Source organism: Eikenella sp. HMSC071B05 (assembly GCF_001811325.1).
In the GTDB taxonomy this organism is placed as follows: Bacteria; Pseudomonadota; Gammaproteobacteria; order Burkholderiales; family Neisseriaceae; genus Eikenella; species Eikenella corrodens.
In genome coordinates, this window is sequence record NZ_KV804539.1 from 146,701 (window position 1) to 172,261 (window position 25,561).

Annotated in this window: 19 protein-coding genes; 5 read left to right on the top strand and 14 right to left on the bottom strand. The window is 54.3% G+C overall.

Features of this window, described 5'->3' with window-relative positions; all coding sequences use genetic code 11:
* Positions 1 to 11 precede the first annotated feature (11 nt).
* The 6 genes from hrpA to waaC all read right to left on the bottom strand — a co-directional run bounded on the left by hrpA (position 12) and on the right by waaC (position 9,888).
* The gene (gene hrpA / locus HMPREF2796_RS01655; RefSeq protein ID WP_070630445.1) at positions 12 to 4,820 is read right to left on the bottom strand and encodes an ATP-dependent RNA helicase HrpA; all 4,809 of its coding nucleotides are present in this window, start codon (positions 4,818 to 4,820) and stop codon (positions 12 to 14) included.
* A 177-nt stretch (positions 4,821 to 4,997) separates the two neighbouring features.
* Complete coding sequence (purD, locus tag HMPREF2796_RS01660) at positions 4,998 to 6,263, bottom strand: phosphoribosylamine--glycine ligase (RefSeq protein WP_070630446.1); 1,266 nt, start codon at positions 6,261 to 6,263, stop codon at positions 4,998 to 5,000.
* A gap of 66 nt (positions 6,264 to 6,329) precedes the next feature.
* Positions 6,330 to 6,968 carry an IMPACT family protein gene (locus HMPREF2796_RS01665; protein WP_070630448.1) on the bottom strand — a complete coding sequence of 213 codons (639 nt, stop codon included), beginning with the start codon at positions 6,966 to 6,968 and terminating at the stop codon, positions 6,330 to 6,332.
* A 115-nt stretch (positions 6,969 to 7,083) separates the two neighbouring features.
* Positions 7,084 to 8,019: an electron transfer flavoprotein subunit alpha/FixB family protein gene (locus HMPREF2796_RS01670; RefSeq protein ID WP_070630450.1), complete on the bottom strand. Its 936-nt coding sequence runs from the start codon at positions 8,017 to 8,019 to the stop codon at positions 7,084 to 7,086.
* Between the two features lie 10 nt (positions 8,020 to 8,029).
* A complete protein-coding gene (locus tag HMPREF2796_RS01675) occupies positions 8,030 to 8,779 on the bottom strand; it encodes an electron transfer flavoprotein subunit beta/FixA family protein (protein WP_070630452.1) in 750 nt (249 codons plus the stop codon).
* Positions 8,780 to 8,898: 119 nt separating this feature from the next.
* Positions 8,899 to 9,888 carry a lipopolysaccharide heptosyltransferase I gene (waaC, locus tag HMPREF2796_RS01680; protein ID WP_070630455.1) on the bottom strand — a complete coding sequence of 330 codons (990 nt, stop codon included), beginning with the start codon at positions 9,886 to 9,888 and terminating at the stop codon, positions 8,899 to 8,901.
* 196 nt (positions 9,889 to 10,084) lie between these two features.
* On the opposite strand from waaC, the gene lpxC reads away from it, so the two are divergent.
* A complete protein-coding gene (gene lpxC, locus HMPREF2796_RS01685) occupies positions 10,085 to 11,002 on the top strand; it encodes a UDP-3-O-acyl-N-acetylglucosamine deacetylase (protein ID WP_067439975.1) in 918 nt (305 codons plus the stop codon).
* Positions 11,003 to 11,206: 204 nt separating this feature from the next.
* On the opposite strand, the gene gnd is transcribed toward lpxC, so the two are convergent.
* From gnd to HMPREF2796_RS01725, 8 genes are all read right to left on the bottom strand, one after another.
* Complete coding sequence (gene gnd, locus HMPREF2796_RS01690) at positions 11,207 to 12,673, bottom strand: decarboxylating NADP(+)-dependent phosphogluconate dehydrogenase (protein ID WP_070630457.1); 1,467 nt, start codon at positions 12,671 to 12,673, stop codon at positions 11,207 to 11,209.
* Between the two features lie 316 nt (positions 12,674 to 12,989).
* Positions 12,990 to 14,858: a ribonuclease catalytic domain-containing protein gene (locus HMPREF2796_RS01695; RefSeq protein WP_070630458.1), complete on the bottom strand. Its 1,869-nt coding sequence runs from the start codon at positions 14,856 to 14,858 to the stop codon at positions 12,990 to 12,992.
* A 150-nt stretch (positions 14,859 to 15,008) separates the two neighbouring features.
* The gene (locus tag HMPREF2796_RS01700) at positions 15,009 to 15,806 is read right to left on the bottom strand and encodes a phosphatidate cytidylyltransferase (RefSeq protein ID WP_070630460.1); all 798 of its coding nucleotides are present in this window, start codon (positions 15,804 to 15,806) and stop codon (positions 15,009 to 15,011) included.
* 224 nt (positions 15,807 to 16,030) lie between these two features.
* Entirely contained in the window at positions 16,031 to 16,477 is a 447-nt protein-coding gene (hpaR, locus tag HMPREF2796_RS01705; RefSeq protein ID WP_003824437.1) for a homoprotocatechuate degradation operon regulator HpaR, read from the bottom strand.
* Positions 16,478 to 16,935: 458 nt separating this feature from the next.
* Complete coding sequence (gene fabB / locus HMPREF2796_RS01710) at positions 16,936 to 18,147, bottom strand: beta-ketoacyl-ACP synthase I (protein WP_070630462.1); 1,212 nt, start codon at positions 18,145 to 18,147, stop codon at positions 16,936 to 16,938.
* A gap of 92 nt (positions 18,148 to 18,239) precedes the next feature.
* Positions 18,240 to 18,764, bottom strand: coding sequence for a 3-hydroxyacyl-[acyl-carrier-protein] dehydratase FabA (gene fabA / locus HMPREF2796_RS01715; RefSeq protein ID WP_070630464.1), 525 nt, complete (start codon positions 18,762 to 18,764; stop codon positions 18,240 to 18,242).
* 308 nt (positions 18,765 to 19,072) lie between these two features.
* Positions 19,073 to 19,486, bottom strand: coding sequence for a hypothetical protein (locus HMPREF2796_RS01720; protein ID WP_070630466.1), 414 nt, complete (start codon positions 19,484 to 19,486; stop codon positions 19,073 to 19,075).
* 123 nt (positions 19,487 to 19,609) lie between these two features.
* On the bottom strand, positions 19,610 to 22,447 hold the full coding sequence (locus tag HMPREF2796_RS01725) for a valine--tRNA ligase (protein ID WP_070630468.1): 2,838 nt from the start codon (positions 22,445 to 22,447) through the stop codon (positions 19,610 to 19,612).
* A 186-nt stretch (positions 22,448 to 22,633) separates the two neighbouring features.
* Between HMPREF2796_RS01725 and HMPREF2796_RS01730 the strand changes: the two genes are divergently transcribed.
* From HMPREF2796_RS01730 to HMPREF2796_RS01745, 4 genes are all read left to right on the top strand, one after another.
* Complete coding sequence (locus tag HMPREF2796_RS01730) at positions 22,634 to 23,467, top strand: hypothetical protein (protein WP_070630470.1); 834 nt, start codon at positions 22,634 to 22,636, stop codon at positions 23,465 to 23,467.
* Positions 23,468 to 23,572: 105 nt separating this feature from the next.
* Positions 23,573 to 24,100, top strand: coding sequence for an rRNA maturation RNase YbeY (gene ybeY / locus HMPREF2796_RS01735; protein WP_070630472.1), 528 nt, complete (start codon positions 23,573 to 23,575; stop codon positions 24,098 to 24,100).
* Position 24,101: 1 nt separating this feature from the next.
* Positions 24,102 to 24,935, top strand: a complete 834-nt coding sequence (locus HMPREF2796_RS01740) for an HlyC/CorC family transporter (RefSeq protein WP_070630475.1) — start codon at positions 24,102 to 24,104, stop codon at positions 24,933 to 24,935.
* 82 nt (positions 24,936 to 25,017) lie between these two features.
* Positions 25,018 to 25,317: a DUF6968 family protein gene (locus HMPREF2796_RS01745; protein ID WP_070630477.1), complete on the top strand. Its 300-nt coding sequence runs from the start codon at positions 25,018 to 25,020 to the stop codon at positions 25,315 to 25,317.
* The last annotated feature ends 244 nt before the right edge of the window (positions 25,318 to 25,561 follow it).

Genomic DNA, 25,561 nt, shown 5'->3' on the forward strand with positions numbered 1-25,561 from the left:
ATATATCCGGCCTACCTGTTCAACCCCTCCCACTCCTTCAACAACCTCTTCACCGACACCGGATACGGTGTCTTCAATTCCTGCGCAAACAGCGACACCCTCAATTCTTCAATCATCCATTTAAACCCTGCAAGGCCGTCTGAAATGGGGAGGCCTTGCTTGATCAGGCTGTCGGTTTTTTCCTGCCACATTTGTTCCAGTTCTTGAATATCGGCTTCGCGGGCTGCGTCGCGGGCGGGGTTGCTGCTGTATTTTTCGAGGCGCAGGGTCATGGCTTTGAGGTAGATGGGGAGGCGCGGCCATTGTGCCCACGGGGTGCGGGTGGCGAAGCCGGCGGCGAGCAGGGTTTGCAGGCGTTGGCGCAGGAGGTGGGTGAGCGGGTGTTTGCCGAGTTTGCCGTTCAGTTCGGCGTAGGCGGCTGCGGTTTCCTGCAGGTAGCGGCTGAGGGCTTCTTTGACGGCGGGCAGGCGGCTGCGGGCGCGTTTGATTTGTTCTTTGAAGGCTTTTTCGTTGCGCGGCAGCTCGTCTTCGCCGATAAAGGCGCGGTCGCAGACGGCTTGGGTGAGGTCGTCGCGCAGGGTGTCGGCGTTGATGTGTTTGAGCAGCATGGCGGCTTGGGTGAAGCCTTGGATGCCTTTGTTCAGGTCTTTAACCTGTTCTTTTAGTTGTAGTTTCATGAGTTCGATGACGCCTAGTCTGTGGGCTTGTTCGGCGGCGGCAGACGTGTCGAACAGGCGCAGGGCGATGCGGCCGTCTTTTTCTTTTTGCAGGCCGAGATAGCCGGTAAGCTGTTGTTTGCCGCGGGCGAATTTGATGGATTCGGGCAGGGTGCCGATGTCCCATGCGGTAACGTTGTCGCGTTCGAATTCTTGGGTGTTGTCGCGGAAGGTGGTGGCGGCGGCTTTGCCAAGTTGTTGTTGGATTTTAATTAAATCGCGCCCCATGGCTAATTCTTGTCCGCCGTCGTCGATGATGCGGAGGTTGAAATAGCAGTGTTCGGGCAGCCTGAACACGGCCCATTCGTCTTGGTTGATTTGCTCGAGTATGCGGATGTCGCCTGCGGTTTTGGCGATCACTTGGGCGAGCTGGGGCAGGATGGGGGCGTTGCGGTCGGGGTTTTGGCTTAAAAATTGGGTGATGAATTCGGGCACGGGCACGCAGATGCGGCGGATTTGCTTGGGCAGCGCTTTGATTTGCAACTGGATTTTCTCGCGTATCATGCCGGGTACGAGCCATTCGAGGGCGGCGGGGCTGATGCGGTTGAGCACGGTGAGCGGCAGGGTGAGGGTAACGCCGTCGAGCGGGTGGTGCGGCTCGAAGCGGTAGCTGAGTTTGAATTTGCCGTCTGCGGTTTGCCAGTGTTTGGGGAATTGTTCTTCGGTGATGTGCGCGGCGGCGTGCTGCATGAGGTCGTCGCGGCTGAGGAACAACAGGCGCGGGTTGTCGCGCTCGGCGGTTTTGAGCCAGGCTTGGAAGGTGCGGATGTCGGCGAGGGGTTTTTCAGACGGCGTTTGGGGTTTCAGGCTGCCTGAAAGGCGTGTAGGTCGGATACTCGTATCCGACGTTTGTGCAGCGTCAAAAGTTTTGTCGGATTCAAGAATCCGACCTACGGTTTCAGGCTGCTTTTGGGCATGGTTTGCCTGACGAACCATGCGGTAATTGGTCAAAACCAAGCCGTTGCGCGGGATTTGGTTTTCGTGTTGCCGCACAAAGCCTTGTTTTTGGAAAAATGCCAATGCGGCTTTGGATGCGTCTACCGTTATGGTTTTGCTGCTGTCTGCCGATGGCAAAACGGCATTCAGCAGCGTGGTGGCAATACCTTGCCGCTGGTGGCTCGGGTCGGTAAAGAGACAGTTTAGGTGGCTTTGTTCGGGCTGGTATTCAATAAAACCGAGCATGCGCCCGTTATGCGTTGCCACGCGGACATTACCGCCGTCAATGCGTTTTTGCCAGAAATCGGCATTGTCCGCGCCTTGCAGCCACGCGCTTTTTTCCTGTTCGCTGTAATGGCGGTTTGAAATGTGCTGCACGGCGCGGCGGAATAATTCGGCAACGGCGGTGGTATCGCTAGTTGTGGCGGGGCGGATATGGGGTTTCAGGCTGCCTTTGAGGTCGTCTGAAAGGTGGTTTTCAGGCTGCCTGTTGTCTTTTAGGCTACCTGAAAAGTGTGTAGGTCGGATACTTGTATCCGATGAAACGGCGGATGTGGCGCGGCTGTCGGATTCAAGAATCCGACCTACGGTTTCAGATGGCATCAGGTTTTCAGACGACCTTTGTCCGTTTCCAGCCTGCCCGACAATCTCGCCGCGCTCTTTAAACACCGCTTTCGGCAGCCGCGCATCGTAAAAAGCGAACAGGGCTTCTTCGTCCACCAGCACATCTTGGCGGCGCGATTTGTGTTCCAGCTCGGCGATTTCGCGTATCAATTTTTGGTTGTGCACGAAAAACGGCGCGTTGAAATCCGCAACTTCTTGGGCGACGAGTGCGCTGCGGATAAAGATTTCGCGGGCTTCTTCGGGGGCGATTCTGCCGTAGGACACGGGGCGGCGCGGCAAGACGGTCAGGCCGTAGAGCGTTACCCGTTCGCTGGCGATGACTTCGCCGCGTTTTTGTTCCCAGTGCGGTTCGAAATAGTGGTAGCGGACGAGGTGCGGCGCTTCCTGCTCGATCCATTCGGGCTGGATGGCGGCCACGTCGCGGGCATAAAGTTTTGTCGTTTCAATGAGTTCTGCCGCCATCACCCATTTAGGCTTCGCCTTGAACAGGGCAGAGGCTGGGAAAAGGTGGAAGCGGCTGCCGCGCGCGCCGGTGTAGTCGTTGCCGTCGGGCGATTTCATGCCGACGTTGGCGATGAGGCCGGTAAGCAGGGCGCGGTGGATTTGTTCGTAGCCCGCTTCTTTGGCGGCGCGGATTTGGGCGCGGTGTTGTTTCTTATCCAGTTGTTTTTGTTTGAGTTTGGCAGATAAGTCTTGGTCGCCTGCATTTTCAGACGACGTGAGCTGCCTGACTTCGGGAGGTCGTCTGAAAGCGGCTTCCTTGGTGGTCAAACCCATTTCAATCGCGGTTTGGGCAAGCTGGTGGTGCAACTCGCGCCACTCGCGCATCCGCAGGTGCGACAGGAAATATTGGCGGCACCACTGCACCAACTGCTTGTTGGACAAGCCTTTGTCGCGCTCGCGCTGGAAGCTGTCCCAAATGTTCAGATAGGCAAGGAAATCAGACTGCTTGTCGGTAAAGCGTTCATGCGCCTTGGCAGCGGCATCACGCGCTTCCAGCGGCCGCTCGCGCGGGTCTTGAATCGACAGCGCGGACGCAATCACCAATATTTCCGCCATGCAGTCGTGTTTCTTTGCCGCCAACAAAATACGCGCGATTTTCGGGTCGATGGGCAGGCGCGCCATTTGTTCGCCGAGTTTGGTCAGTCCGTTGTGTTCATTAACCGCCCCCAATTCCAATAACACCTGAAACCCATCATTGATATACCGCGAATCGGGCATTTCTAAAAACGGGAATGCTGCCACATCGCCCAGTTTCAACGCTGCCATGCGCAGGATGACGGCGGCGAGGTTGCTGCGGGCGATTTCGGGGTCGGTGAATTCAGGGCGGCTGTTGAAATCTTCTTCTGAAAACAGTCGGATACACACGCCTGCGGAGACGCGTCCGCAGCGGCCGGAGCGTTGGCGTGCGGCGGCTTGGGAGATTTTTTCTACATGAAGCTGCTCCACTTTCGCCCGTGCGGAATAGCGTTTGACACGCGCGAGGCCGGTGTCGATGACGTATTTGATGCCCGGCACAGTAAGCGAGGTTTCGGCGACGTTGGTTGCTAACACGATGCGGCGTTTCGCGCCTGAGGGGTGGAAGATTTTGTGCTGCTCGGCGTGCGACAGGCGTGCGAACAGGGGCAGGATTTCGTCGTTGCGGCGCAGCGTGGATTTGCGCAGTGCTTCGGCGGCTTCGCGGATTTCGCGTTCGCCCGGCAGGAACACCAAAATATCGCCTTCGCCGTGTCGCGCCAATTCGTCCGCCGCATCGACAATCGCGTCGGTCAGCTCGACTTCTGCGTCGTCTTCGTCTTTGCTGGTCAGCGGGCGGTAGAGGATTTCGACGGGATAGGTACGCCCGCTCACTTCCAGCACAGGCGCGCCGTTGAAGTGTTGGGAGAAGCGTTCTGCGTCTATGGTTGCCGATGTGATGATGACTTTCAAATCGGGACGGCGCGGCAGCAGCTGTTTCAGGTAGCCCAAGAGGAAGTCGATGTTCAGGCTGCGCTCGTGCGCTTCGTCGATGATGATGGTGTCGTAGGTGGCGAGATAACGGTCGGTTTGCGTTTCCGCCAGCAGGATGCCGTCGGTCATCAGCTTGACGCAGGCATCGCGCGAGGTGTGGTCGGTAAAGCGCACCTTATAGCCCACCGCGCTGCCGATTTCCGATTTCAGCTCTTCGGCAATCCGCTCTGCCACCGAGCGCGCGGCCAAACGGCGCGGCTGGGTATGCCCGATCAAGCCTGCCGCCCCGCGCCCGAGTTCCAAACAAATCTTGGGCAGCTGCGTGGTTTTGCCCGAACCGGTTTCGCCGCAAATAATCGTTACCTGATGTTCGGCAATGGTTTTTTTGATTTCCTCGAGCTTCTCGTGAACGGGCAGGGTGTTGTCGAACTCGGGTTTGGGCAATGCGGCCAAACGCTTCAAAAAGATTTCGTGCGATTTTCGGTATTTTTCTTCGACTTTGGACAAGCCGCCGTATTTGTTGGGATTTTTGAAGGCGGATTGCAGGAAGTGGCGGTCTTTGGAGAGTGTTTGGGAGAAATCGGGATGTTGCATTGCGCTGAGAAAAATTTAGGGAAAACAAAGGATATAATTATAGCAAAAAGCGCTTAGCTATTTGATAGATAACAGGGCCATAAAGGCTACCTGAAACTTATTAATCTATAGCTTAGTCCATCTACGCAAAAAAACGCGGCCCAACCAGAGCCGCGTTCTATGTTTTCAAACATCGTTTTAACGCAAAGCCTTATCAGCAATATCACGGCGATATTGCATGCCAGGGAAATCGATCTCGGCCACGGCGCGGTAGGCCTGCTGTTTGGCAGCGGCCAAATCGTCGCCCAAACCCACCACGCACAGCACACGACCACCGTTGGTAACGGTGCGGCCGGCATCTGCGGCCGTACCGGCGTGGAATACTTTGCCGATGCGGTTGGCGGCTTCGATGCCTTCGATGATGTCGCCTTTGCCGGAACGTTCGGGATAGCCAGCGGAAGCCAGCACCACGCCCACGGCACTTTGCGCTTTCCATTCTACTTTAGCCGTATCCAGTTTCCGATCCAGCGCGGCTTGGATCAAATCCACCAAATCGCTGTCCAAACGGCTCATAATCGGCTGGGTTTCCGGATCACCGAAGCGGCAGTTGAATTCCACGGTATAAGGTGCACCATCGGCATCAATCATCAGGCCGGCATAGAGAAATCCTGTAAACTCATGGCCTTCTTCGCGCATACCGCGCACGGTAGGCAAGATAATTTCTTCCATGGCTCGTTGATACACCTCGGGCGTAACGATGGGTGCGGGGCTGTATGCGCCCATGCCGCCGGTATTCGGGCCGAGGTCGCCGTCGAGCAGGCGTTTGTGGTCTTGACTGGTGGCCATCGGCAGCACATTTGTGCCGTCCACCATCACGATAAAACTGGCTTCCTCGCCCTGCAAAAAGTCTTCAATCACCACGCGCGCGCCAGCATCGCCCATCTTATTGTCGAGCAGCATTTGGTCGATAGCTTGATGTGCTTGTTCTTCGGTTTGCGCCACCACCACGCCTTTGCCGGCAGCTAAGCCATCAGCCTTAATCACAATCGGCGCGCCTTTGGCAGCCACATAATCATGGGCGGCAGCCGCATCGGCAAAGGTTTGATATTGTGCGGTAGGGATGCTGTGCCGCGCCATAAAGGCCTTGGCGAAATCTTTGGAACTTTCCAGCTGGGCAGCTGCGCGGGTGGGGCCGAACGCTGGCAGACCGGCTGCGCGGAAATCGTCCACTATGCCGGCTGCCAGCGGCGCTTCGGGGCCGACTACAGTGAAGGCAATCTGCTCATGGCGGCAGAAATCAATCAGTTCCTGATGCGTTTTCAAAGGCAAGTTTTGCAGCTTGGGTTCTTGCGCGGTACCGGCATTGCCGGGTGCGACAAACACAGTTTGCACTTTGGGCGACTGCGCCAGCCTCCATGCCAGCGCGTGTTCACGCCCGCCGCTGCCGATAACGAGTAATTTCATGAAGTTGTCCTTTTCAAATAAGATTTCGTTGGCTATAAAGGCTACCTGAAACTTGAAAACAGATTTTCAGGTAGCCTCTTCGTTTTCTTGCACGTCTTCTAAAATTTCCACTGCACGTGTTTTCTGCCAGGCATCAATACAAGCAGCATAATTGGCCAGCGGCACGGCGCAATGCAGGCGGCAATCCAGTTGCAAATCCTGCTGCAACACTTCCACGCCATGCTGCTTGGCCAACCGCAAAACCTCGCTCAAATGCGGGTAATCGCAGCGCAGGGTTACCCGTTTTTCAATATTTTTTTCCACCTGCGCGGTTTGCTGCAACGCCATTTGGGTAGCGGTTTTGTAGGCATGAATCAGGCCGGGCACGCCCAGCAGCGTGCCGCCGAAATAACGCACCACCACCACCAAAACATCGGTTAGCCCGGCCGAATCAATCTGCCCCAAAATCGGCCGGCCGGCGCTGCCGGAAGGTTCGCCATCATCGTTGGCACGAAACTGCAAACCATCTGTGCCCAAACGGTAGGCATAACACCAATGCCGCGCCTTGTGGTGTTCCTGCCGCAGGGCATCCACATGGTTTTTCACTTCTGCCGCCGTGCGCACGGGATAAGCAAAGGCAATAAAACGGCTGCCTTTATCTTTAAACTCGGCTTGCCCAGGTTCGGCCAAAGTACGATAAGTACAGGGGATATCAGAAGAAGACATATGGCAGCGATGGTTTCAGGAAATAGGCAGATTATATAAGAAATAGGCTACCTGAAAGCAGATTGTTTTCAGGTAGCCTACTGTGTTTCACGTGAAACACGAATGCATGAAACGCCTAATTGCCCAATGCCGCAGTCAGCTCCGGCACGGCTTCAAACAGGTCGGCCACCAAGCCGTAGTCGGCAATATTGAAAATAGCCGCTTCCGGATCTTTGTTGATGGCCACGATGACTTTGCTGTCCTGCATACCGGCAGTGTGTTGGATGGCGCCGGAAATACCGATGGCGATATACAGCTCCGGTGCCACCACTTTGCCGGTTTGGCCTACTTGGTAATCATTGGGCGCATAGTCGGCATCAACCGCCGCGCGTGAAGCGCCGATGGCAGCGCCAAGTTTATCAGCCAGGGGCAGCAGCAATTCGTTGAACTGCTCCACGCTACCTAAGGCACGGCCGCCGGATACTACTACTCTGGCTTGAGTAAGCTCCGGACGATCGGATTTCACCAACTCGCGGCTGATAAAACGGCTCAAACCCTGAGCCGGAGTAGCTTCTACCTGCACCACTTCGGCCTGTCCACCGCTAGCAGCAGCTTCGGCAAAAGCAGTGGTGCGGAAGGTAAGCACCAAGGTTTCTGCATCACTAGAAACAGTGGCAAAAGCATTGCCGGCATAAATCGGGCGCACAAAAGTTTTGCCGTTTACGATTTCGGTTAAATCAGACACCTGCGGGCAATCCAACAGGGCGGCCACGCGCGGCATCAGGTTTTTGCCGAAAGTGCTGGCGGCGGCGGCAACGTAGCGATAATCCGCCGCCAGTTTCACCACCAAGGGCGCCAGTTCTTCGGCCAGCCCGCCGGCATAATGTTCGGCATCAGCCAGTAATACTTTAGCCACGCCGGCCACTTGTTTGGCCTGCTCGGCTACCTCTGCCGCGCCACTACCGGCCACCAATACATGCACTTCACCCAGCTTGCTGCCGGCAGTAACGGCATGCCGCGTGGCAGTGGCCAAATGTTGGTTGTCGTGTTCGGCAATAATCAATACAGTCATGGCTTTATCCTCAAATTACTTTGGCTTCGTTTTTCAATTTGGCCACCAGTTCGGCCACGCTTTGCACCTTCACGCCGCCGCTGCGCGGTTTGGGCTCGGCCACTTTCTGCTGCTGCAATTTAGGTGTAATGTCCACACCCAATTCTTCCACCGCAAGCTTTTCCAGCGGTTTTTTCTTGGCTTGCATAATATTTGGCAGCTTCACATAACGCGGCTCGTTCAAACGCAAATCAGCGCTGACTACTGCCGGCAGCTTCAGGGCCACGGTTTCCAAACCGCCGTCCACTTCGCGCACTACGGTTACTTCGTTTTCGCCCAATTCCACCTTGCTGGCAAACGTGCCCTGCGGCGCGTTGAGCAAGGCGGCCAGCATTTGCGCGGTTTGGTTGGCATCATCATCAATCGCCTGTTTGCCCAGCAAAATCAGCTGCGGCTGCTCGCGATCGGCGATTTTGCGCAGCAGTTTGGCTACGGCCAAAGGCTCCAAATAATCATCGGTCTGTACATGAATGGCGCGGTCGCCGCCCATCGCCAGCGCGGTGCGCAGCGTTTCTTCGCACTGCTTCACGCCCAACGATACCACCACGATTTCGCTGATTTTTCCGGCCTCTTTCAAGCGCACAGCCTCTTCCATGGCGATTTCGTCAAACGGGTTCATCGACATTTTCACATTACCGATGTCCACATCCGAACCGTCGGCCTTCACCCGCACTTTTACGTTGTAATCCACCACCCGCTTTACGGCAACCAGTGCTTTCATGAAATTTCCTTTTCCTTCTATCTAGTTAGTGATTCACTTATCCGGCAAAACGGGCTGATTGTGCCGATTTGGCGGGAATAATGCAAGTATGGCCAAAATACAGCCGCAAATTTCTAAGGCTACCTGAAAACCTTCCTGCTGTCTTGATAAGCCTGCTCCAGCAGAAGCAAACGTTCAAACACTTCCTCCGGCCGCGGCTGGCAGCCTATACCGCCCATATTTTCCGCCCAAGCCGAGGGTTGCACGCCGGTTTTTGCCGGATCGCTGTCGGTATAAATGCCGATCAGCGGCTTATCCAGCGCATTGGCCAAATGCAGCAGGCCTGTGTCCACACCGATAACGCTGCGTGCGCCACGCAACACATAGGCTGCCTGCAGCAGGCCGAGCTTTTCTTCCGGCACCTGCGCCGCCTCTATCTGATTGGCCAAGGCCAATGCGCGCTGCCGTTCTACCTCGCTGCCCCACGGCAGCCACACCGCCGCACCGTCTGCTACATGCAGCCGATTCAACAATTCCACCCAATATTTGTCCGGCCACAATTTGCTCTCACGGCTGGTGGCGTGCAAAGCCACACGGTAGTTTTCAGGTAGCCCCTGCACCGCCGCGCCTTCCGGCACACGCACGCCGAAATCCGCCGCGCCGTCAAACCGATAACCGAACACTTGGGCAAACAGCTCGCGGTTGCGCCACACCGCATCACGCCCTTTGGCTACCTGAAAACCTTGCGCATAAAACGCCGCCGCCCAGCCCTCACGCGCGCTGTGTTTGTCCAAACCCTTCACCGGCACACCCGCTTGGCGGGCAAACCATGCGCTTTTTATCAAGCCTTGGCTGTCGAGCACGAAATCATAGCCGCCACCGGCCAACTCCTGCTTCAGCGCGCGCATCTGCCGCCGCGTATCCACCGCAAACAGCCGCTTGCGCCACTGCCGCCAGCGCATCGGAATCACCTTGGCTACAAACGGATGTAATCGCGCAATATCGGCAAACCCGGCCTCGGCCAGCCAATGCAGCTCCACTTGCGGGCAATGCAGAGCCAAATCCTGCACTGCCGGCAGGGTGTGGATAAGATCGCCCATGCTGGAGAGGCGCACTAGTAAGATCTTCATTGGAGGGAAAGCCTGTGGTTGGAACGGGTGGAATTATACAAGATGAAGCTTGATAAATAGGCCGCATTACATTTTCAGGTAGCCTTTTTCATTGGGGCTACCTGAAAACAAACCACAGCCAAATTTAATCGGAAAGACAGACAAACATATTTCCCGTATGATGGCAGCTGCTTTATGCAGATTTTTCGGAGTTTTTATGAAACAACGCACCCTAGCCCAATCCGTTCAAGCCACCGGCGTCGGCCTGCATTCCGGCGAGCGGGTTTTGCTCACCCTGCATCCGGCTGCCGAAAACAGCGGCATCGTATTCCGCCGCACCGATTTGGCTGGCGAACAGAGCCGCCCGATCAAGCTCGTGCCCGAACTGATCAACGACACCCGCCTCTCCTCCACCATCGTTACCGAAGACGGCGTGCGGGTGGGCACGATTGAGCATTTAATGTCGGCACTGGCCGCCTACGGCATCGATAACGTGTTGATTGAATTGAATGCGCCGGAAATCCCGATTATGGACGGCTCCAGCCTGCCTTTTTTGTATCTGCTGCAGGATGCGGGCATCGTGGATCAAAAAGCCGAAAAACGCTTCCTGCGTATTTTGAAGCCGGTAGAAGTGCAAGAGCCAGGCAAATGGGTGCGCTTCACCCCATATGACGGCTTTAAAGTCAGCCTCACCATCAATTTCGACCACCCCGTGTTCAACCGCAGCAATCCGACCTTTGAAATCGATTTCGCCGGCGCATCCTATGTGGAAGAAATCGCCCGCGCCCGCACCTTCGGCTTCATGCAGGAAGTGGAAATGATGCGCGCACACGGCCTGGGTTTAGGCGGCAACCTGAGCAATGCCGTGGTGATTGACGACAACGACGTGCTCAATCCGGAAGGCCTGCGCTACCCCGACGAATTCGTGCGCCACAAAATCCTCGATGCCGTAGGCGATTTATATGTCATCGGCGCACCGATAATCGGCGCATTTGAAGGCCACAAATCCGGCCACGCCATCAATAACGCCTTATTACGTGCCATTCTCGCCGACCCGGAAAGCTACGAATGGGTCACTTTCCCACATAACCAAAACCTGCCCGCCGCTTTCCACGCCCTGCCAGCAGCGGCATAAACCGGCAAGCAGATATAGTGGATTAAAATCGCAATGATACGGCGTTGGCTCGCCTTGACGTACTACCTGTACGCCTTGCAGCTCGCTGCCTTGTCTCATTTTTATTTTAACCCACTATAAAAGGCTACCTGAAAACCAGTAAATAGTTTTCAGGTAGCCTTTTATTTTGGAGTGCCACTAAGCTACATCAGCTTTCAGGTAGCCTCAAACATTGTAGGCGGTGGAAGCGGTATCGCCGCCGGTGCCTGTCCAGTTGGTGTGGAAAAACTCGCCTTCCGGCCGATCGATGCGCTCATAGGTGTGGGCACCGAAGTAGTCGCGTTGCGCCTGCAACAGGTTGGCAGGCAGGCGGCCGCAGGTGTAGCTGTCGAGGAAAGAGAGGGCGGATACGGTGCAGGGCATCGGCAAACCGTGCTGCATCGCGGCGGCAGCCACTTTCCGCCAGCCCGGCAGAGCCTGCTGCAACAGGTTTTTGAAATAGACATCGCTGCCAAGGAACACCAAATCCGGATTGGCGGCATAGGCATCACGGATATTACCTAAAAACGCGCTGCGGATGATGCAGCCTTCGCGCCATAACAAAGCAGTATTCCCATAATCCAAATCCCAGCCGTAATGCTCACTGGCCTGACGCATCAGCATAAAGCCTTGGGCATAAGAAATAATTTTAGAAGCCAGCAATGCTTGGCGCAAAGCAGCCAGCCATTCTTCCCGATTTCCGGCCACCGGCTCGATTTTATGCCCGAAAACCGTTGCAGCCTGCACCCGTTGGGTTTTTAGGGCGGAAATACAGCGAGCAAACACCGCTTCGGTAATCAACGTGAGCGGCGTGCCCAAATCCAAGGCATTGATACCGGTCCATTTCCCGGTGCCTTTCTGACCGGCACGGTCAAGGATTTTCTCTACCAGCGGCGTGCCATCTGTGTCGTTTGTACCCAAAATATCGGCGGTAATTTGAACCAGATAGCTGTTGAGCTCTGTCTTATTCCATTCGGCAAAGACAGCCTGCATCTCAGCATGGCTCATACCCAGGCCGTCTTTCATAAACTGGTAGGCTTCGCAGATAAGCTGCATATCGCCGTATTCGATGCCGTTGTGCACCATTTTCACAAAATGGCCGGCACCATTTTTGCCCACCCAGTGGCAACATACCTCACCACTGGCCGTTTTGGCGGCTACAGCCTGCAAAATCGGCTTCACTGCCGGCCAAGCTTCCGTGTTGCCGCCAGGCATAATAGACGGCCCATGGCGCGCGCCTTCTTCACCACCGGAAATACCGGTACCAATAAATAAAATACCTTGTGCAGCCAGCTCAGCAGTACGCCGTTCGGTATCGGGATAATGGGCATTGCCACCATCGATGATGATGTCGCCCTTATCCAGGAGCGGTACCAGCTGCGCAATCAATTCGTCTACTGCCCGCCCAGCCTGCACCATCAGCATCACCTTGCGGGGCTGCTTCAATTGGCTAATTAGTTCTTCCAAGCTGTAGGCACCGATAATTTTTGTGCCATTGGCTGGGCCATTAAGGAATTGTTCAGTTTTGGCCGCCGTGCGGTTGTAAGCACTCACTTGGAAACCGTGATCGTTCATATTCAGAATCAGGTTTTGTCCCATAACGGCCAGGCCGATAACGGCAATATCGCTTTTATTGTGAAGAGGGTTTTGCATGATACTTTTAGATTACGAAGTTTGAAATTTAGTATCGGGGTAAGTTGAACTAAGTCGTTTTTATATCTAATTTTCTAATTTATTTTTGTTGTTTATATTGGAGCAGTACAGAAATAGTGTATTATCCAGAAAATTCATTAAAACCATTTAGATAGACTAAGTAAACCTTGTTGTTTGGTTGTAATTTAACTGTGGATTGTTGTGGAATAGTGGCTGGGTTAATTGGCTGTTTGTGGATAAATCGATTATTTGCCTGCTTTGTCCGCAGAGAATAGTGGAAATAAGCCGTTGTTGTATTGAGCCAGTACCCTATCATTTAAGCAGCTGGTTCAGGCGGCAACACATTCAGATATTTTAAAGACAATAGCTGCTGTTCGGCATCTAATTGGGTAACGGCCAGTTTCATGCGGGTTTTAGGTTGAATGTCGATTGGTATACCGTGTACGCGGTTGACCAGCGGCAGACCATCGATGCGTACCAGGTCTTCTTTCAACAATACGGCAGTCAGCTCGCGGCATTGTTCTTGTTCCAGATATATTAAGCTCCAGTAAGCCTCCATTTGGCGTTGGAAGTCGGCATAAGCAGTATAGGTGGCGTCAAAATCGCGCAGGGCGGCGAACAGATCGCTGCTGTTTTTTTCAAAACGCGGCGGCAAATCGGGCTCGATTAAGCTGAGCAGCTGTAGCTGGTTGATGCAGTCGGCTGCACGACGCAATGGAGAGGTGAACCAGCCGTAATGCGCCACGCCCATGCCGATGTGCGGCTCGGATTGGGTGCTCATGCGTACTTTGCCGCTGGTTTGCACGCGGAATAAACCGGGCAGGCCGTTTTCATCCAGCATTTGCGCCCAGGTGCTGTTGGCCAGAATCATCATTTCAGATACTAGTGTATCGATGGGTGAACCGCGCTCGCGGCGGCTGATGCGCACGCTGCCGTCGGGATTGAATTCGATGCCGTAGTCGTATTGCGGGGCGCGGTTTTCTTCGTAGCGGTCGCGCTGTTTTTGGCGTTCGATGGCAAAGCGGTATAGCCAGCGCAGTTGTGTTTGGCAGGGAAATTGCACCGGATCGCTCTCAGCAAGGCCGGTATCGGCATTGAAGTGCGGTTCGATGTCTTGAATACGCAGGTTATGCTTGATGGTTAGATTTTCGAGGCGGGTTTGCGGGGTGGAGGCTACCTGAAAATCGGCATCCACTTCTACATACAGGCTCAATACCGGCCGTTTGCCTTCATCTAAGCTGAAGGTTTTAATCCAATTGTCTGGCAGCATGGTGATTTTGCCGCCAGGATAGTAAGCCGTGCTTTGTCGTTGTTTGATAAGGGTTTCAATCGGGCTACCGTTAGTAATAGCCAAGGTGGGTACAGCAATGTGGATACCGACACGTTTGCTGCCGTCTGGCAAATCCTGCACCGATAAAGCGTCATCGATTTCGCTGGTTTCGGCATCATCAATGGAGAATGTGAGCAAATCGGCGGCATCTGGCAGTTCGGGGATAGCAGGTACGGCGATTTCCGGTGCTGCAGTGCCTTGCGGGAAGTGTTTGCAGCAGAAGCCATCAAGCAGGTATTGCGGCAATGAGTTGACACCGCCGGTTTGCCGAGCCAGCTGATAGGCGGAAATTTTCAGTTCGGCCGCGGCTTTGGTAAAGGCTTTGTAGGTGAGCGACTGTTTGTCTGGGTTGTGCAGGATGCTGCGCAAATCGGCAGCAATTTCGGCTGGCAGCCGGCCTTGTGCCAATTCTTCCGCCCAAGCGGCTATTTGTGCGTCTTGCTGTTTTTTGCGCTCGATGGCGGCCAGTGCCTGCTTCAGGGTGTCTTCCGGTGCCGCTTTAAATACGCCTTTGCCTTTTTTATAGAAATACATCGGTGCGGCATAGAGCGCAATCAGGGTAGCGGCCAGTTCGTGCTGGCTTGGAGGATGACCGAAGTAGTCGGCTGCAATGTTTTGGGCAGTAAATTCGTCTTCGCCGCAAAACTCCCACAATAAGTTGGTATCGATTTGGGCGGCTTCGGCCTGGGCGCGTTCGAGGAAAGCGTCCATCGGCTCGGTGAATTCCACGAAAACATTATTGGCTTTGATTTTGGCACGTTTACCATGTTGGGTAGTGGCCTGATAGGTGCTATCGTTTTTCTGCACCACGGCGGCCACTTTGAATTGGCCGCTTTCTTCGTAGAATATATTCATTTAAAAGGGGAAACCGCTTTTCAGGATTGAAATATTGAGGGGGGCGGATTTTAGCATAGAAACAGGCAGTTTTTAAGAAAGGCTACCTGAAAGCGAGGTGAAAATGCGGCAGGGTTTCTGCAAAACCAAAATTTTTCAGGTAGCCTCTATTCAGCCGAACAACATGCCGATGGCGGCATATACGCTCAACACGGCTATCAGTGAATCCACACGGTCGAACACGCCGCCGTGGCCGGGCAGCAGATTGCTGCTGTCTTTCACACCGGCAGCACGTTTGAACCAGCTTTCCAAAAGGTCGCCGCCGATGCCTACAAAGGTAAGCACAGTGGCGGTGAGCATGATGCCGAGCCAGGAAATATTGAAGCCGAACCAGCCGGCAGCGCGTGCCAATGAGGCATACACCAGTACGCATAGCAGCCCGCCAAACACGCCTTCCCAGCTTTTGCCGGGGCTGATGGTGGGGGCCAGTTTGTGTTTGCCCCACAGCCGGCCGAATACATAGGCAAACACGTCAGCAATCCATACCAGCATCATCACAGCTAAGAGATAAAGCGCAGATTGGCTGTTGGGGCGCAGTTCCAGCAGGGCAAACCAGAATGGCAACATCAGCAGCCAGCCGGCGGCCATACCTTTCCAATCGGCCTGTAACTGCCATTTAAAACGCAGCCAGGCAGGCATACCGAGCAACCAGAAGGCGAGCACGATTGCCCATGCCGCTGCCGGCAGCCGCCAACCGCCGCTCCATGCCAGCGCCATAAATAGTGCGGTGCCGGCCAAATAGGGCCGCTGCACTTGTTTCGGCATGTTGCATAGCCGGCTGTATTCCCACAGGGCGAGCAAGGCAATCAGGCCGGAAAACAGTGCCCACAGGCTGCTGCCGGCGGCAAACAGCATACCGAGCATCAGCGGCAGTAAAACCAGGGCGGTGAGGATTCGTTGTTTGAGCATGGTTGGGTTCTTTCAGGTAGCCTTTGGCATATTTGTTTTGATTGCAGGATTATAAGCGAAACTGCCTTACCTATAGCTAAAACAATGATTTTTTCCTACTCGGTGGTGAGCCGTAGCAGGCAGGCCAATATAAAGTAAGCAGCGAAGTGCTTTAGCTATGGAAAAAGGCTACCTAAAAACCTCTGTCCGGTTTTTCAGGTAGCCTTTACGGAATACGGTAGGCCTTACATCCGTGCCATCGTGGCCACATGAATAGCAGCCATTTGGTTCAGCAATTCGTGCAGCTGTTCCAGTTTTTCTTTAGAAAGCTGGCTTTCGATGTCGTCGTAACAGGCATCGATTTTGCCGACAAAGTCGTTGAAGGTACGCTCGCCTTCTTCGGTAAGCTTGAGGTAAACGCGGCGGTGGTCGTTGGCCGGGCGCAGGCGCACTACCAGCTTCATTTTTTCCAGGCGGGTAAGGATGCCGGTAAGGCTGGGGCGCAGGATGCAGGCGCTGCGGGCCAAGTCTTGAAAATCCATCGTACCGTTTTCGGCCAAGAGGCGCAGGATACGCCATTGCTGGTCGGTGAGGCCGATTTCGTTGAGCAGCGGGCGAAAATGCGTCATCAACGCTTCGCGCGCCTGTATTAACGCAATATTTAGCGAAGAATGTTTGGAATGCTTGATCATCGCGATCTCCCTTGGTACAGACGAAGTAGTTGGCAACATTTTTGTGTGGTTTTTTATAATTAATTCCCTATTAACGATCAGGGTATTGATTCAGTTTATTATAGAACTCTAGCCCATAATATGCGGATTATTGATTTTCTTGATTAAGGTCAAGTTATTGACCATGCTTGGCAAAATTATCTAGCCAAAAAGGCTCGTCTTAACCAAAAAATCAGAATAAATCACATCAGCAAGTGTATTTTTAAAAATCTATCGTTACTAAGATAATGGTAGGCTGGGTAATTATCAAGGCTACCTGAAAAAATTGGCAAAAACTTTACAAACACTGTTGCATGCTTTGCCTCATTATCAGGTAAACGGATATGGTATGCTGAAGTTGCCGGTTTTCACGCCAGAAAAAACCATATAAAAATAGCCGAACCCTAAAACGGGTTCGGCTATTTTTCAGGTAGCCTTTACTACACGCGGCTGAAAATCAACGTGGCATTGGTGCCGCCGAAGCCGAAGCTGTTCGACATCACGGCATTAAGCTTTTTGGCGATGTTTTCGCGCACAATCGGCAGGCCGGCGGCTTTTTCATCTAAGTTCAGGACATTGGCGCTGGCACACACGAAATCGTTGAGCATCATCAGGATGGAATAAATCGCCTCATTGGAGCCGGCAGCGCCCAATGCGTGGCCGGAAAGGGATTTGGTGGAACTGATGAGCGGCACTTCTTTGCCTTCAAAGGTTTCGCGGATGGCGCCGAGTTCTTTGGTGTCGCCCACCGGGGTGGACGTGCCGTGGGCATTAATGTAGTCCACGCTGCCGCCGTGCTGGGCAAGTGCCATCTGCATGCAGCGCACCGCGCCTTCGCCGGACGGCTGCACCATATCGTGGCCGTCGGAAGTGGCACCATAGCCGGTGAGTTCACACAAAATATTGGCACCGCGCGCTTTGGCGTGTTCGTATTCTTCCATCACCAAAATGCTGCCGCCGCCGGAAATCACGAAGCCGTCGCGGTCGGCATCGTAGGCACGGCTGGCTTGTTCGGGCGTATCGTTGTATTTGCTCGATAATGCGCCCATGGCGTCAAACAGGGAACTCATCTGCCACGATACTTCTTCGCCGCCGCCGGCAAACACGATGTCTTGTTTGCCAAGCTGAATCAGCTCGGCAGCATGGCCGATGCAGTGGGCGGAAGTGGAACAGGCGGAGCTGATGGAATAGTTCACACCTTTGATTTTAAATGGGGTAGCCAAGCAGGCGGCCACGGTGGAGGCCATGGTTTTGGTTACGCCGTAAGGGCCGATGCGCTTCACGCCGCTCTCGCGCAGGATATCGGCGGCTTCCACTTGCGAGGAGGAAGAGGCACCGCCGCTGCCGGCCACGATGCCGGTGCGTACGTTTGATACCTGCTCTTCGGTAAGCCCGGCGTGGGCGATGGCTTCTTTCATGGCGATATAGGCATAGGCTGCAGCGTTGCCCATAAAGCGCAGGATTTTGCGGTCGATGTGCTCTTTGGTATCGATATTGATGTTGCCGGCTACATGCGAGCGCAAGCCCATTTCGCGGTAGCTTTCATCAAAAGCGATGCCGGATTTGAGCTGGCGCAGCGATTCGAGCACTTCGCGGCAGTTGTTGCCCAAGCTGGACACGATGCCGATACCGGTTACGACTACTCGTTTCATAATAATGAACTCCGTTAGGAAAGTAGGCTACCTGAAAAGTAACGCAGAAGCTTCTGTTGAATTAAAGCCGGCGTTTTCAGGTAGCCCGTTGGCTAGAAATCGTCTGTGCTGGTAAACAAACCTACGCGCAGACCGTTTCCTTCGTAAATCTTATGGCCGTCCACGCTCATTTCCGCATCGGCAATGCCTAGAACCAGCTTGCTGTTCATCACGCGTTTCATGTGGATGTGGTAAGTGATTTTCTTGTGTTTGGGCAATACCTGGCCGGTGAATTTCACTTCGGCACAGCCCAAGGCGCGGCCGCGGCCGGGTGCACCCATCCAGCCCAGGAAGAAGCCGACTAATTGCCACATGGCGTCCAAACCCAGGCAGCCGGGCATCACCGGATCGCCGATGAAGTGGCAGCCGAAGAACCACAAATCGGGGTGGATATCCAATTCGGCGATGATTTCGCCCTTGCCGTATTTGCCGCTGGTGTTGTTGATTTCAACAATGCGGTCAATCATCAACATATTGGGCACCGGCAGCTGCGCGTTACCCGCGCCGAAAAGTTCGCCGCGGCCGCAGGCCAAGAGTTCTTCTTTGGTATAGCTGTTTTGTGGAACGAAATTGCTCATGGGTATCCTTAATGCTGCCAAAGGCAGCTTGATATAGTGGGAGAAAAACCAGAATCGTTGGTTGGCGAAGCGCTTACGGCACAATTTAGGTTTTAGCTCTAGATTAAGCATTCTATTTGATTATGCCGTGCCGCGCAATCTGGCCGATAGCTTTGCCAGCGGCATTTTAATCCTATCGGCTCGGCTTGTATAACAGAAAGGCTACCTGAAAACTACTAGCTATGTTTTTCAGGTAGCCCCTTTTATTCCTTTGGCAAGTCGGTGTTAGCAGGTGAAACTTTTTGAAACGGCGGTGATACCGGCAAATATCATTCCTCGGATTGCCTTTTGGGCAGGCAGAGCGACATGATGGCTGCCGCAAAGGCCGAGATAGTGCCGATGGCCAAGGTCGGCCCCCATTCCACGAAGCCATCGCCCCAAAACATCTCACCCAATACGATAGACGATATTGCCAAGGCAAACCCTAACGCAGTAGATACGCCCGCTCCACGCCAACCGCGCTGAAGCTTCAGCCATATTGCCAGCAAAATATACGTGGCCACCGCAGGCAGGCAGTACAGCCACAATAGCAACAACAGGTTGGCATAAAAGCGGCGGTGTTCGGGCGAAGACAAATCCATAAACAAATCACCATTCAGCAGCGCGGCGGCTATCATCAGCCAGCCAGCCAGCAGGGGTAGGCCGAAGGCAATCAGCAGGAAGCTTTTCAGATAAGGCTTCATATTTTCCCTTCTCGGTGACAGATGGCTTACGTGCTTGTTTGAGGCTACCTGAAAGCGCAAGCTTCAACGAAGTTAAAACCGCTAATCCATTTTCAGGTAGCCTCTTGGATTGCCGAAAAAGGTTTATCCTTTCAACTTCTCCAAAGCAGCCTGCACCTTCGCCATTTTCCCTTCCAACTCCGCCAAATCGGCTTTGTCTTTTTCCACCAGATGCGCAGGGGCTTTTTCGGTGTAGCCGGGTTTGGAGAGTTTGGCGTTGAGTTTGTCCAAGGCTTTTTGCAGCTTCTCGGCTTCTTTGCTCAAACGGGCGGTTTCGGCGGCTTTGTCGATTTCGACTTTCAGCATCAGGCGCGCGCCGTTGCAGACGGCGACGGGCGCGTCTTCGCTTTCGGGCAGGACGGCGACTTGCTGCGCTTCGGTCAGGCGGGTCATCATCGGCAGGTATTTGAGGTAGTCCGTCAAGTCGTCCGCGCTTTCGACAAACAGCGGGGCTTTGACATTAGGCTGGATGCCCATTTCGCCGCGCAGGTTGCGGACGGCGCCAATCAAATCCTGCAACACGGTCATTTGCTCGAATGCCGTCTGAACAATATCGCCGCCGTCGGCTTCGGGGAAGCGGGCGAGCATGATGCTGTCGGCGGTTTTGGCGTCGCACATGGGGGCGACGGTTTGCCACAATTCTTCGGTGATGAACGGGATAATTGGGTGCAGCAGACGCAGGGCGGCTTCGAGTACGCGCAATAAGGTATGGCGTGTGGCGCGTTGGCGGCTGGCGCAGCCGGTTTGAAGCTGCACTTTGGCGAGTTCCAAATACCAGTCGCAATAGTCGTTCCATACGAAGCTGTACAGGGTTTCCGCCGTCAAATCAAAGCGGTAGGTTTCGTAGGCTTGCGTAACCTGCTCGATGGTCTGATTCAGACGGCCTACGATCCACATATCGGGGAAGGAGTAGCCGCGCGGTTCGGTGGCGGTTGCGCCATAGCCGCAGTCTTGGTTTTCGGTGTTCATCAGCACAAAATTGGTGGCGTTCCAGATTTTGTTGCAGAAGTTTCGGTAGCCTTCGGCGCGTTTGAAGTCGAAGTTCACGCTGCGGCCGAGGCTGGCGTAGCTTGCCATGGTGAAGCGCAAGGCGTCCGCACCCATGCTGGGAATGCCTTCGGGGAAGAGTTTTTTCGTCGCTTCTTCCACTTTCGGCGCGGTTTCGGGTTTGCGCAGGCCGGTGGTACGTTTCACCAGCAGTTTGTCCAAGTCGATGCCGTCAATCAAATCGACAGGGTCGATGACGTTGCCTTCGGATTTGGACATTTTTTTGCCTTCGTGGTCGCGCACGATGCCGTGGATGTACACGTCTTTAAACGGTACTTTGCCGGTGAAGTGGGTGGTCATCATAATCATGCGTGCCACCCAGAAGAAGATGATTTCGTAGCCGGTAACTAAGACGTTGGACGGCAGGAAGGCTTTGAGTTCGTCGGTTTCAGACGGCCAGCCGAGCGTGGAGAACGGCACGAGCGCGGAGGAGAACCATGTGTCCAATACGTCTTCTTCGCGGGTCAAACCGGTTTTGCCGGCTTGTTTTTCGGCTTCTTCCTGATTGCGGGCAACGTAAACATTGCCTGCTTGGTCGTACCACGCGGGGATTTGATGCCCCCACCACAGTTGGCGCGAGATACACCAGTCTTGGATGTTGTTCATCCATTGGTTGTAGGTGTTGACCCAGTTTTCAGGGATAAAGCGTACCGCGCCGCTGTCGACGGCTTTTTTGGCTTTGTCGGCGAGGCTTAAGCCTTTGAATTCGCTGTCAGGCTCGCCGCCGTTTGGCGTGGCGGACATGGCGACAAACCATTGGCTGGTCAGCATCGGCTCAATCACCGAACCTGTGCGGTCGCCTTTCGGCGTCATCAGCGTGTGCGCTTTGATTTCGACCAACAAGCCTTGTTCTTGCAAATCGGCAACCATTTGTTTGCGCGCGGCAAAGCGGTCCAAGCCTGCGTATTTTTCAGGCAGGGCAAAGCCTTGTTGCGCTTCGCCTTTGAAGTTGAACACTTCGGCGTTTGCCAGCACTTTGGCTTCCAAGTCGAACACGTTAACCAAGCGCGTGTCGTGGCGTTTGCCGACTTCGTAGTCGTTGAAGTCGTGCGCAGGCGTGATTTTCACGCAGCCGGTACCGAAGTCTTTTTCGACGTATTCGTCGGCAATCACGGGAATGGTGCGGCCGGTCAGCGGCAGGATTAATTCTTTACCAATCAAATGGGTGTAACGTTCGTCTTCGGGATTGACGGCAACGGCAACGTCGCCCAGCAGCGTTTCAGGGCGGGTGGTCGCCACGATAACGGCTTCGGCAGGATTGTCCGCCAGCGGATAGCGGATGTGCCACATAGAGCCTTGTTCTTCCACACTTTCCACTTCCAAATCAGACACTGCCGTGCCAAGCACGGGATCCCAGTTCACCAAGCGTTTGCCACGGTAAATCAAGCCCTGTTCAAACAGGCGCACGAACACTTCGGTCACGGTTTCGGCGCGCACGTCGTCCATCGTGAAATACTCGCGCGTCCAGTCGGCTGAACAGCCCACGCGGCGCATCTGCTGCGTAATCGTGCCGCCGGAAACTTCTTTCCATTCCCACACTTTTTCCAAGAATTTTTCGCGCCCCAAGTCATGACGGGACACGTTTTGCGCGGCAAGCTGACGCTCAACCACAATCTGCGTGGCGATGCCCGCGTGGTCGGTGCCGGGAATCCAGGCGGTATTGCAGCCTTTCATGCGGTAGTAGCGGGTCAGTCCGTCCATAATGGTTTGGTTGAAGGCATGACCCATGTGCAGCGTGCCGGTTACGTTGGGCGGCGGCAGTTGGATGGAAAAAGACGGTTTGGTCAAATCCATATCGGGCTGGAAATAACCTTGGGTTTCCCAGTTTTGATAGTGTTTGGATTCGATTTCGGCGGGATTGTATTTGTCGAGCATCGGAGGCTACCTGAAAATTATTGGCGTAAAGGACGAATTATAGTGGAAGCAGATGGTTTTCAGGTAGCCCGGGGCGAGGGAGAAGGCTAGCTACAAGCTATTTTGATTTTCAGGTAGCCTTTGCCAATTTGGCAAACTATACCGGCTTCTTTTATAGTCCCATTTATTTTTCGAGGAGAACTGATTATGCAAATTCTGCCTTTTTCCATGCCGGTTAAGCCCTTTAAAATGCGAGGCATCGGGCCGCATCGGCCGATTATGATGGCTTTGGTGGCGCTGTTGCTGATACTGCCGGTGGGCGCGATATTTGTTGCGTGGCAGGGTCATGTTGCCGCCGAAATCTATCAAGACTACCTAATCGGCCAACACGCCGTGCCGGTAGATGCGCGGATTGATGGTGAATGCACCACTCGCAAATCCATCTTCACCAGCTGCAAAACTACCATCACGTACCGCGGCCACACGGTGAAAAAATCTTTTAGCTTTTTCGGTACTGGCGGCGATATTTATGCCCGTGCGGTGGCCGACGCCAATGATCCATCACGCCTGACGCTGGATGTGGCGGTGGAAAAAGTAGGTAACCGCAGCATGGGTGTGTTGCTGTTTGGCGGGCTGGGGCTGTTGATGATTGGCGCTGCGTTTTATGTCACGCTGGTGCGTGTGCCGCGCTACCGCCGGATTTTGGCCGCCATCAACCGACCCGAAGCCCAGCCTTGGCAGCTGGTAGCCGTGCCCTGCCGGAGTACCGGCAATGCGGGTAAAGACGCGGTATATCAAGCCGAAATTGACGGCAAAACCCACAAAATCGGCCTCAGCTTCGGCAAACAGGAAAACCGTGCTTGGACGTTTCAAACCCCCAGCGGGCAGCACTACCTGCTGGCTTTCATGCCCAATGGCGGCGGCGTGCCGGTGGCGCTGGATAGAAAGCTGTTGGCGGTGGCAGGCTTGAACAAGGAAGAGAAAAGCAAGCTGGCTGCCGAATTGAAACGGGCGGCAGCAGCGGCAAAGGCAGAATGCTAGTGTGCGGTTTGGCATAAAATAGAGGCTACCTGAAAAACGCATTTCCGGGTTTTCAGGTAGCCTTTCCCGCTATAATAGCGCCCGTTTTTCAATTCAAACCAAACCATGAAAACCGCCAAACGTTATCCCTTTCCCGCCCTGTTGCGCCAACGCCTGCAACTGTATTTTGCCGACCAAGCCCGGCAGCCCGGCAGCCCGAGCGAGACGCAATTCCGCCGCTGGGCATGGCAGGTGGTGAAATCGCGCTACCGCCGTGCCGAAATCGGCCTGTTGCTGCTTGATGAAGAAACCGCCCGCGCCTACAACCGCGACTACCGCCAAAAAGACTATGCCACCAACGTGCTCAGCTTTGCGCTGGATGAAGGCGAGCAGGCCGCTTTGGCCGGGCTTTCAGGTAGCCTGCCCGTTTTGCGCGGCGACCTGGTTATCTGCCCGCAGGTGGTGGCGTGTGAGGCTGCCGAACAAGGCAAAACCTTAGAAGCACACTTCGCCCACCTCACCCTGCACGGCGTGTTGCACCTGATGGGATACGACCACATCGAGCCCGACGAAGCCGAAGCCATGGAAGCACTTGAAATCCGCCTGATGAATCAGTTAGGATACCCCAACCCCTACGCACAGGATGCAGACTGAAATGGACGACCACCCGGCCAAGCCCGGATTTTTTGAACGGCTGTTCGGCCGCCTCGCCGGCGACAGCCCCGATTCCCCCGAAGACATACTCGCCCTGCTGCGCCAAGCGCGCGAACAGAAAATCTTCGATGAAGACACCCAGCAATGGCTGGAAAAAATCATTGATTTCCGCGGGCTGGAAGTGCGCGATGCCATGATTAGCCGCGCCCAGATGGACGTGGTGAAGGCCGGCGATAGCATCAGCCGCATCATCGCCTATGTGGTGGGCACCACCCACTCCCGCTTCCCCGTGATTGCCGACGACAAAGACAACGTGCTCGGCATCCTACACGCCAAAGACCTGCTCAAATATACCCTCAATCCCGAACAGTTCAAGCTCGAAAACGTGCTGCGCCCGGCCGTGTTCGTACCCGAGGGTAAGCCGTTGAACGTGTTGCTTAAAGAGTTCCGCGATATGCATAACCACCTGGCCGTGGTGGTGGACGAGTACGGCAGCATCAGCGGCCTGGTAACGCTGGAAGACGTAATCGAGCAGATTTTGGGCGACATCGAAGACGAGTTCGACGAAGACGACAGCGCGGACAATATCTTCGCCGTTTCCCCCGACCGCTGGCGCATCAACGCCGTTACCGAAATCGAAGACGTGAACGAATTTTTCGGCACGGATTACAGCGACGAAGAAGTGAACACCATCGGCGGGCTGGTGATTAAAGAGCTCGGCCACCTGCCCGTGCGCGGCGAAAAAGCCGTTATCGGCTCCTTGCAATTCACCGTAGCCCGCGCCGACAACCGCCGCCTGCACACGCTGATGGCGGTGAAAGCCAAGCCCGAATAAGCCCGCACGATAAAGGCTACCTGAAACCGGATTTCCATTTTTCAGGTAGTCTTTCGTTCCAACGTGCCCGTATGGTGAATGTATGCATAGAATCATAGGATATAGAGAATTACGTACAGGAACTGGCGAAGCTGTTGAGATTACCTTGTATCAGCCCATTTTTTCCAACGAATACAAGGCATATATTTGCCAATATAAAATAAGCAAACATGATTATTTGGATGAGGGCAGGGTAGTCGGTGAAGATATGCTGCAAGCTATTTATTTAGCCATGATCAAACTAGGCGTCATCCTGTCTCACACAGATTATTGGAAAAAGGAAAATTTATCTTGGTATGGGGACAAAAATCTTGGGTTTCCCTTACCCGATCATTTAAACTAGCGAGTAGCAACTGCATTTTTAACTCCATCGGGCAAAAATTAAGCACGGGGCAAAGCGGCAAGCCGCAGGCAGTACGGCAAGGCGAGCCGACGCCGTATGAGGAAATAAGCAATTTGGCTATAATGCCGCCGTATTCCAGCCCAACACACCCAAAAGCAACAGCATAAGGATTTTCAGGTAGCCTTCCTCCATGTCCAAAAGGCTACCTGAAATTTATAGTGAATTAACAAAAACCAGTACAGCG

What these genes read in the sequence shown, in the direction of transcription:
- hrpA (WP_070630445.1), bottom strand. Translation starts at nt 4,820, where the DNA reads ATGCAACATCCCGATTTCTCCCAAACACTCTCCAAAGACCGCCACTTC.
- purD (WP_070630446.1), bottom strand. Translation starts at nt 6,263, where the DNA reads ATGAAATTACTCGTTATCGGCAGCGGCGGGCGTGAACACGCGCTGGCA.
- HMPREF2796_RS01665 (WP_070630448.1), bottom strand. Translation starts at nt 6,968, where the DNA reads ATGTCTTCTTCTGATATCCCCTGTACTTATCGTACTTTGGCCGAACCT.
- HMPREF2796_RS01670 (WP_070630450.1), bottom strand. Translation starts at nt 8,019, where the DNA reads ATGACTGTATTGATTATTGCCGAACACGACAACCAACATTTGGCCACT.
- HMPREF2796_RS01675 (WP_070630452.1), bottom strand. Translation starts at nt 8,779, where the DNA reads ATGAAAGCACTGGTTGCCGTAAAGCGGGTGGTGGATTACAACGTAAAA.
- waaC (WP_070630455.1), bottom strand. Translation starts at nt 9,888, where the DNA reads ATGAAGATCTTACTAGTGCGCCTCTCCAGCATGGGCGATCTTATCCAC.
- lpxC (WP_067439975.1), top strand. Translation starts at nt 10,085, where the DNA reads ATGAAACAACGCACCCTAGCCCAATCCGTTCAAGCCACCGGCGTCGGC.
- gnd (WP_070630457.1), bottom strand. Translation starts at nt 12,673, where the DNA reads ATGCAAAACCCTCTTCACAATAAAAGCGATATTGCCGTTATCGGCCTG.
- HMPREF2796_RS01695 (WP_070630458.1), bottom strand. Translation starts at nt 14,858, where the DNA reads ATGAATATATTCTACGAAGAAAGCGGCCAATTCAAAGTGGCCGCCGTG.
- HMPREF2796_RS01700 (WP_070630460.1), bottom strand. Translation starts at nt 15,806, where the DNA reads ATGCTCAAACAACGAATCCTCACCGCCCTGGTTTTACTGCCGCTGATG.
- hpaR (WP_003824437.1), bottom strand. Translation starts at nt 16,477, where the DNA reads ATGATCAAGCATTCCAAACATTCTTCGCTAAATATTGCGTTAATACAG.
- fabB (WP_070630462.1), bottom strand. Translation starts at nt 18,147, where the DNA reads ATGAAACGAGTAGTCGTAACCGGTATCGGCATCGTGTCCAGCTTGGGC.
- fabA (WP_070630464.1), bottom strand. Translation starts at nt 18,764, where the DNA reads ATGAGCAATTTCGTTCCACAAAACAGCTATACCAAAGAAGAACTCTTG.
- HMPREF2796_RS01720 (WP_070630466.1), bottom strand. Translation starts at nt 19,486, where the DNA reads ATGAAGCCTTATCTGAAAAGCTTCCTGCTGATTGCCTTCGGCCTACCC.
- HMPREF2796_RS01725 (WP_070630468.1), bottom strand. Translation starts at nt 22,447, where the DNA reads ATGCTCGACAAATACAATCCCGCCGAAATCGAATCCAAACACTATCAA.
- HMPREF2796_RS01730 (WP_070630470.1), top strand. Translation starts at nt 22,634, where the DNA reads ATGCAAATTCTGCCTTTTTCCATGCCGGTTAAGCCCTTTAAAATGCGA.
- ybeY (WP_070630472.1), top strand. Translation starts at nt 23,573, where the DNA reads ATGAAAACCGCCAAACGTTATCCCTTTCCCGCCCTGTTGCGCCAACGC.
- HMPREF2796_RS01740 (WP_070630475.1), top strand. Translation starts at nt 24,102, where the DNA reads ATGGACGACCACCCGGCCAAGCCCGGATTTTTTGAACGGCTGTTCGGC.
- HMPREF2796_RS01745 (WP_070630477.1), top strand. Translation starts at nt 25,018, where the DNA reads ATGCATAGAATCATAGGATATAGAGAATTACGTACAGGAACTGGCGAA.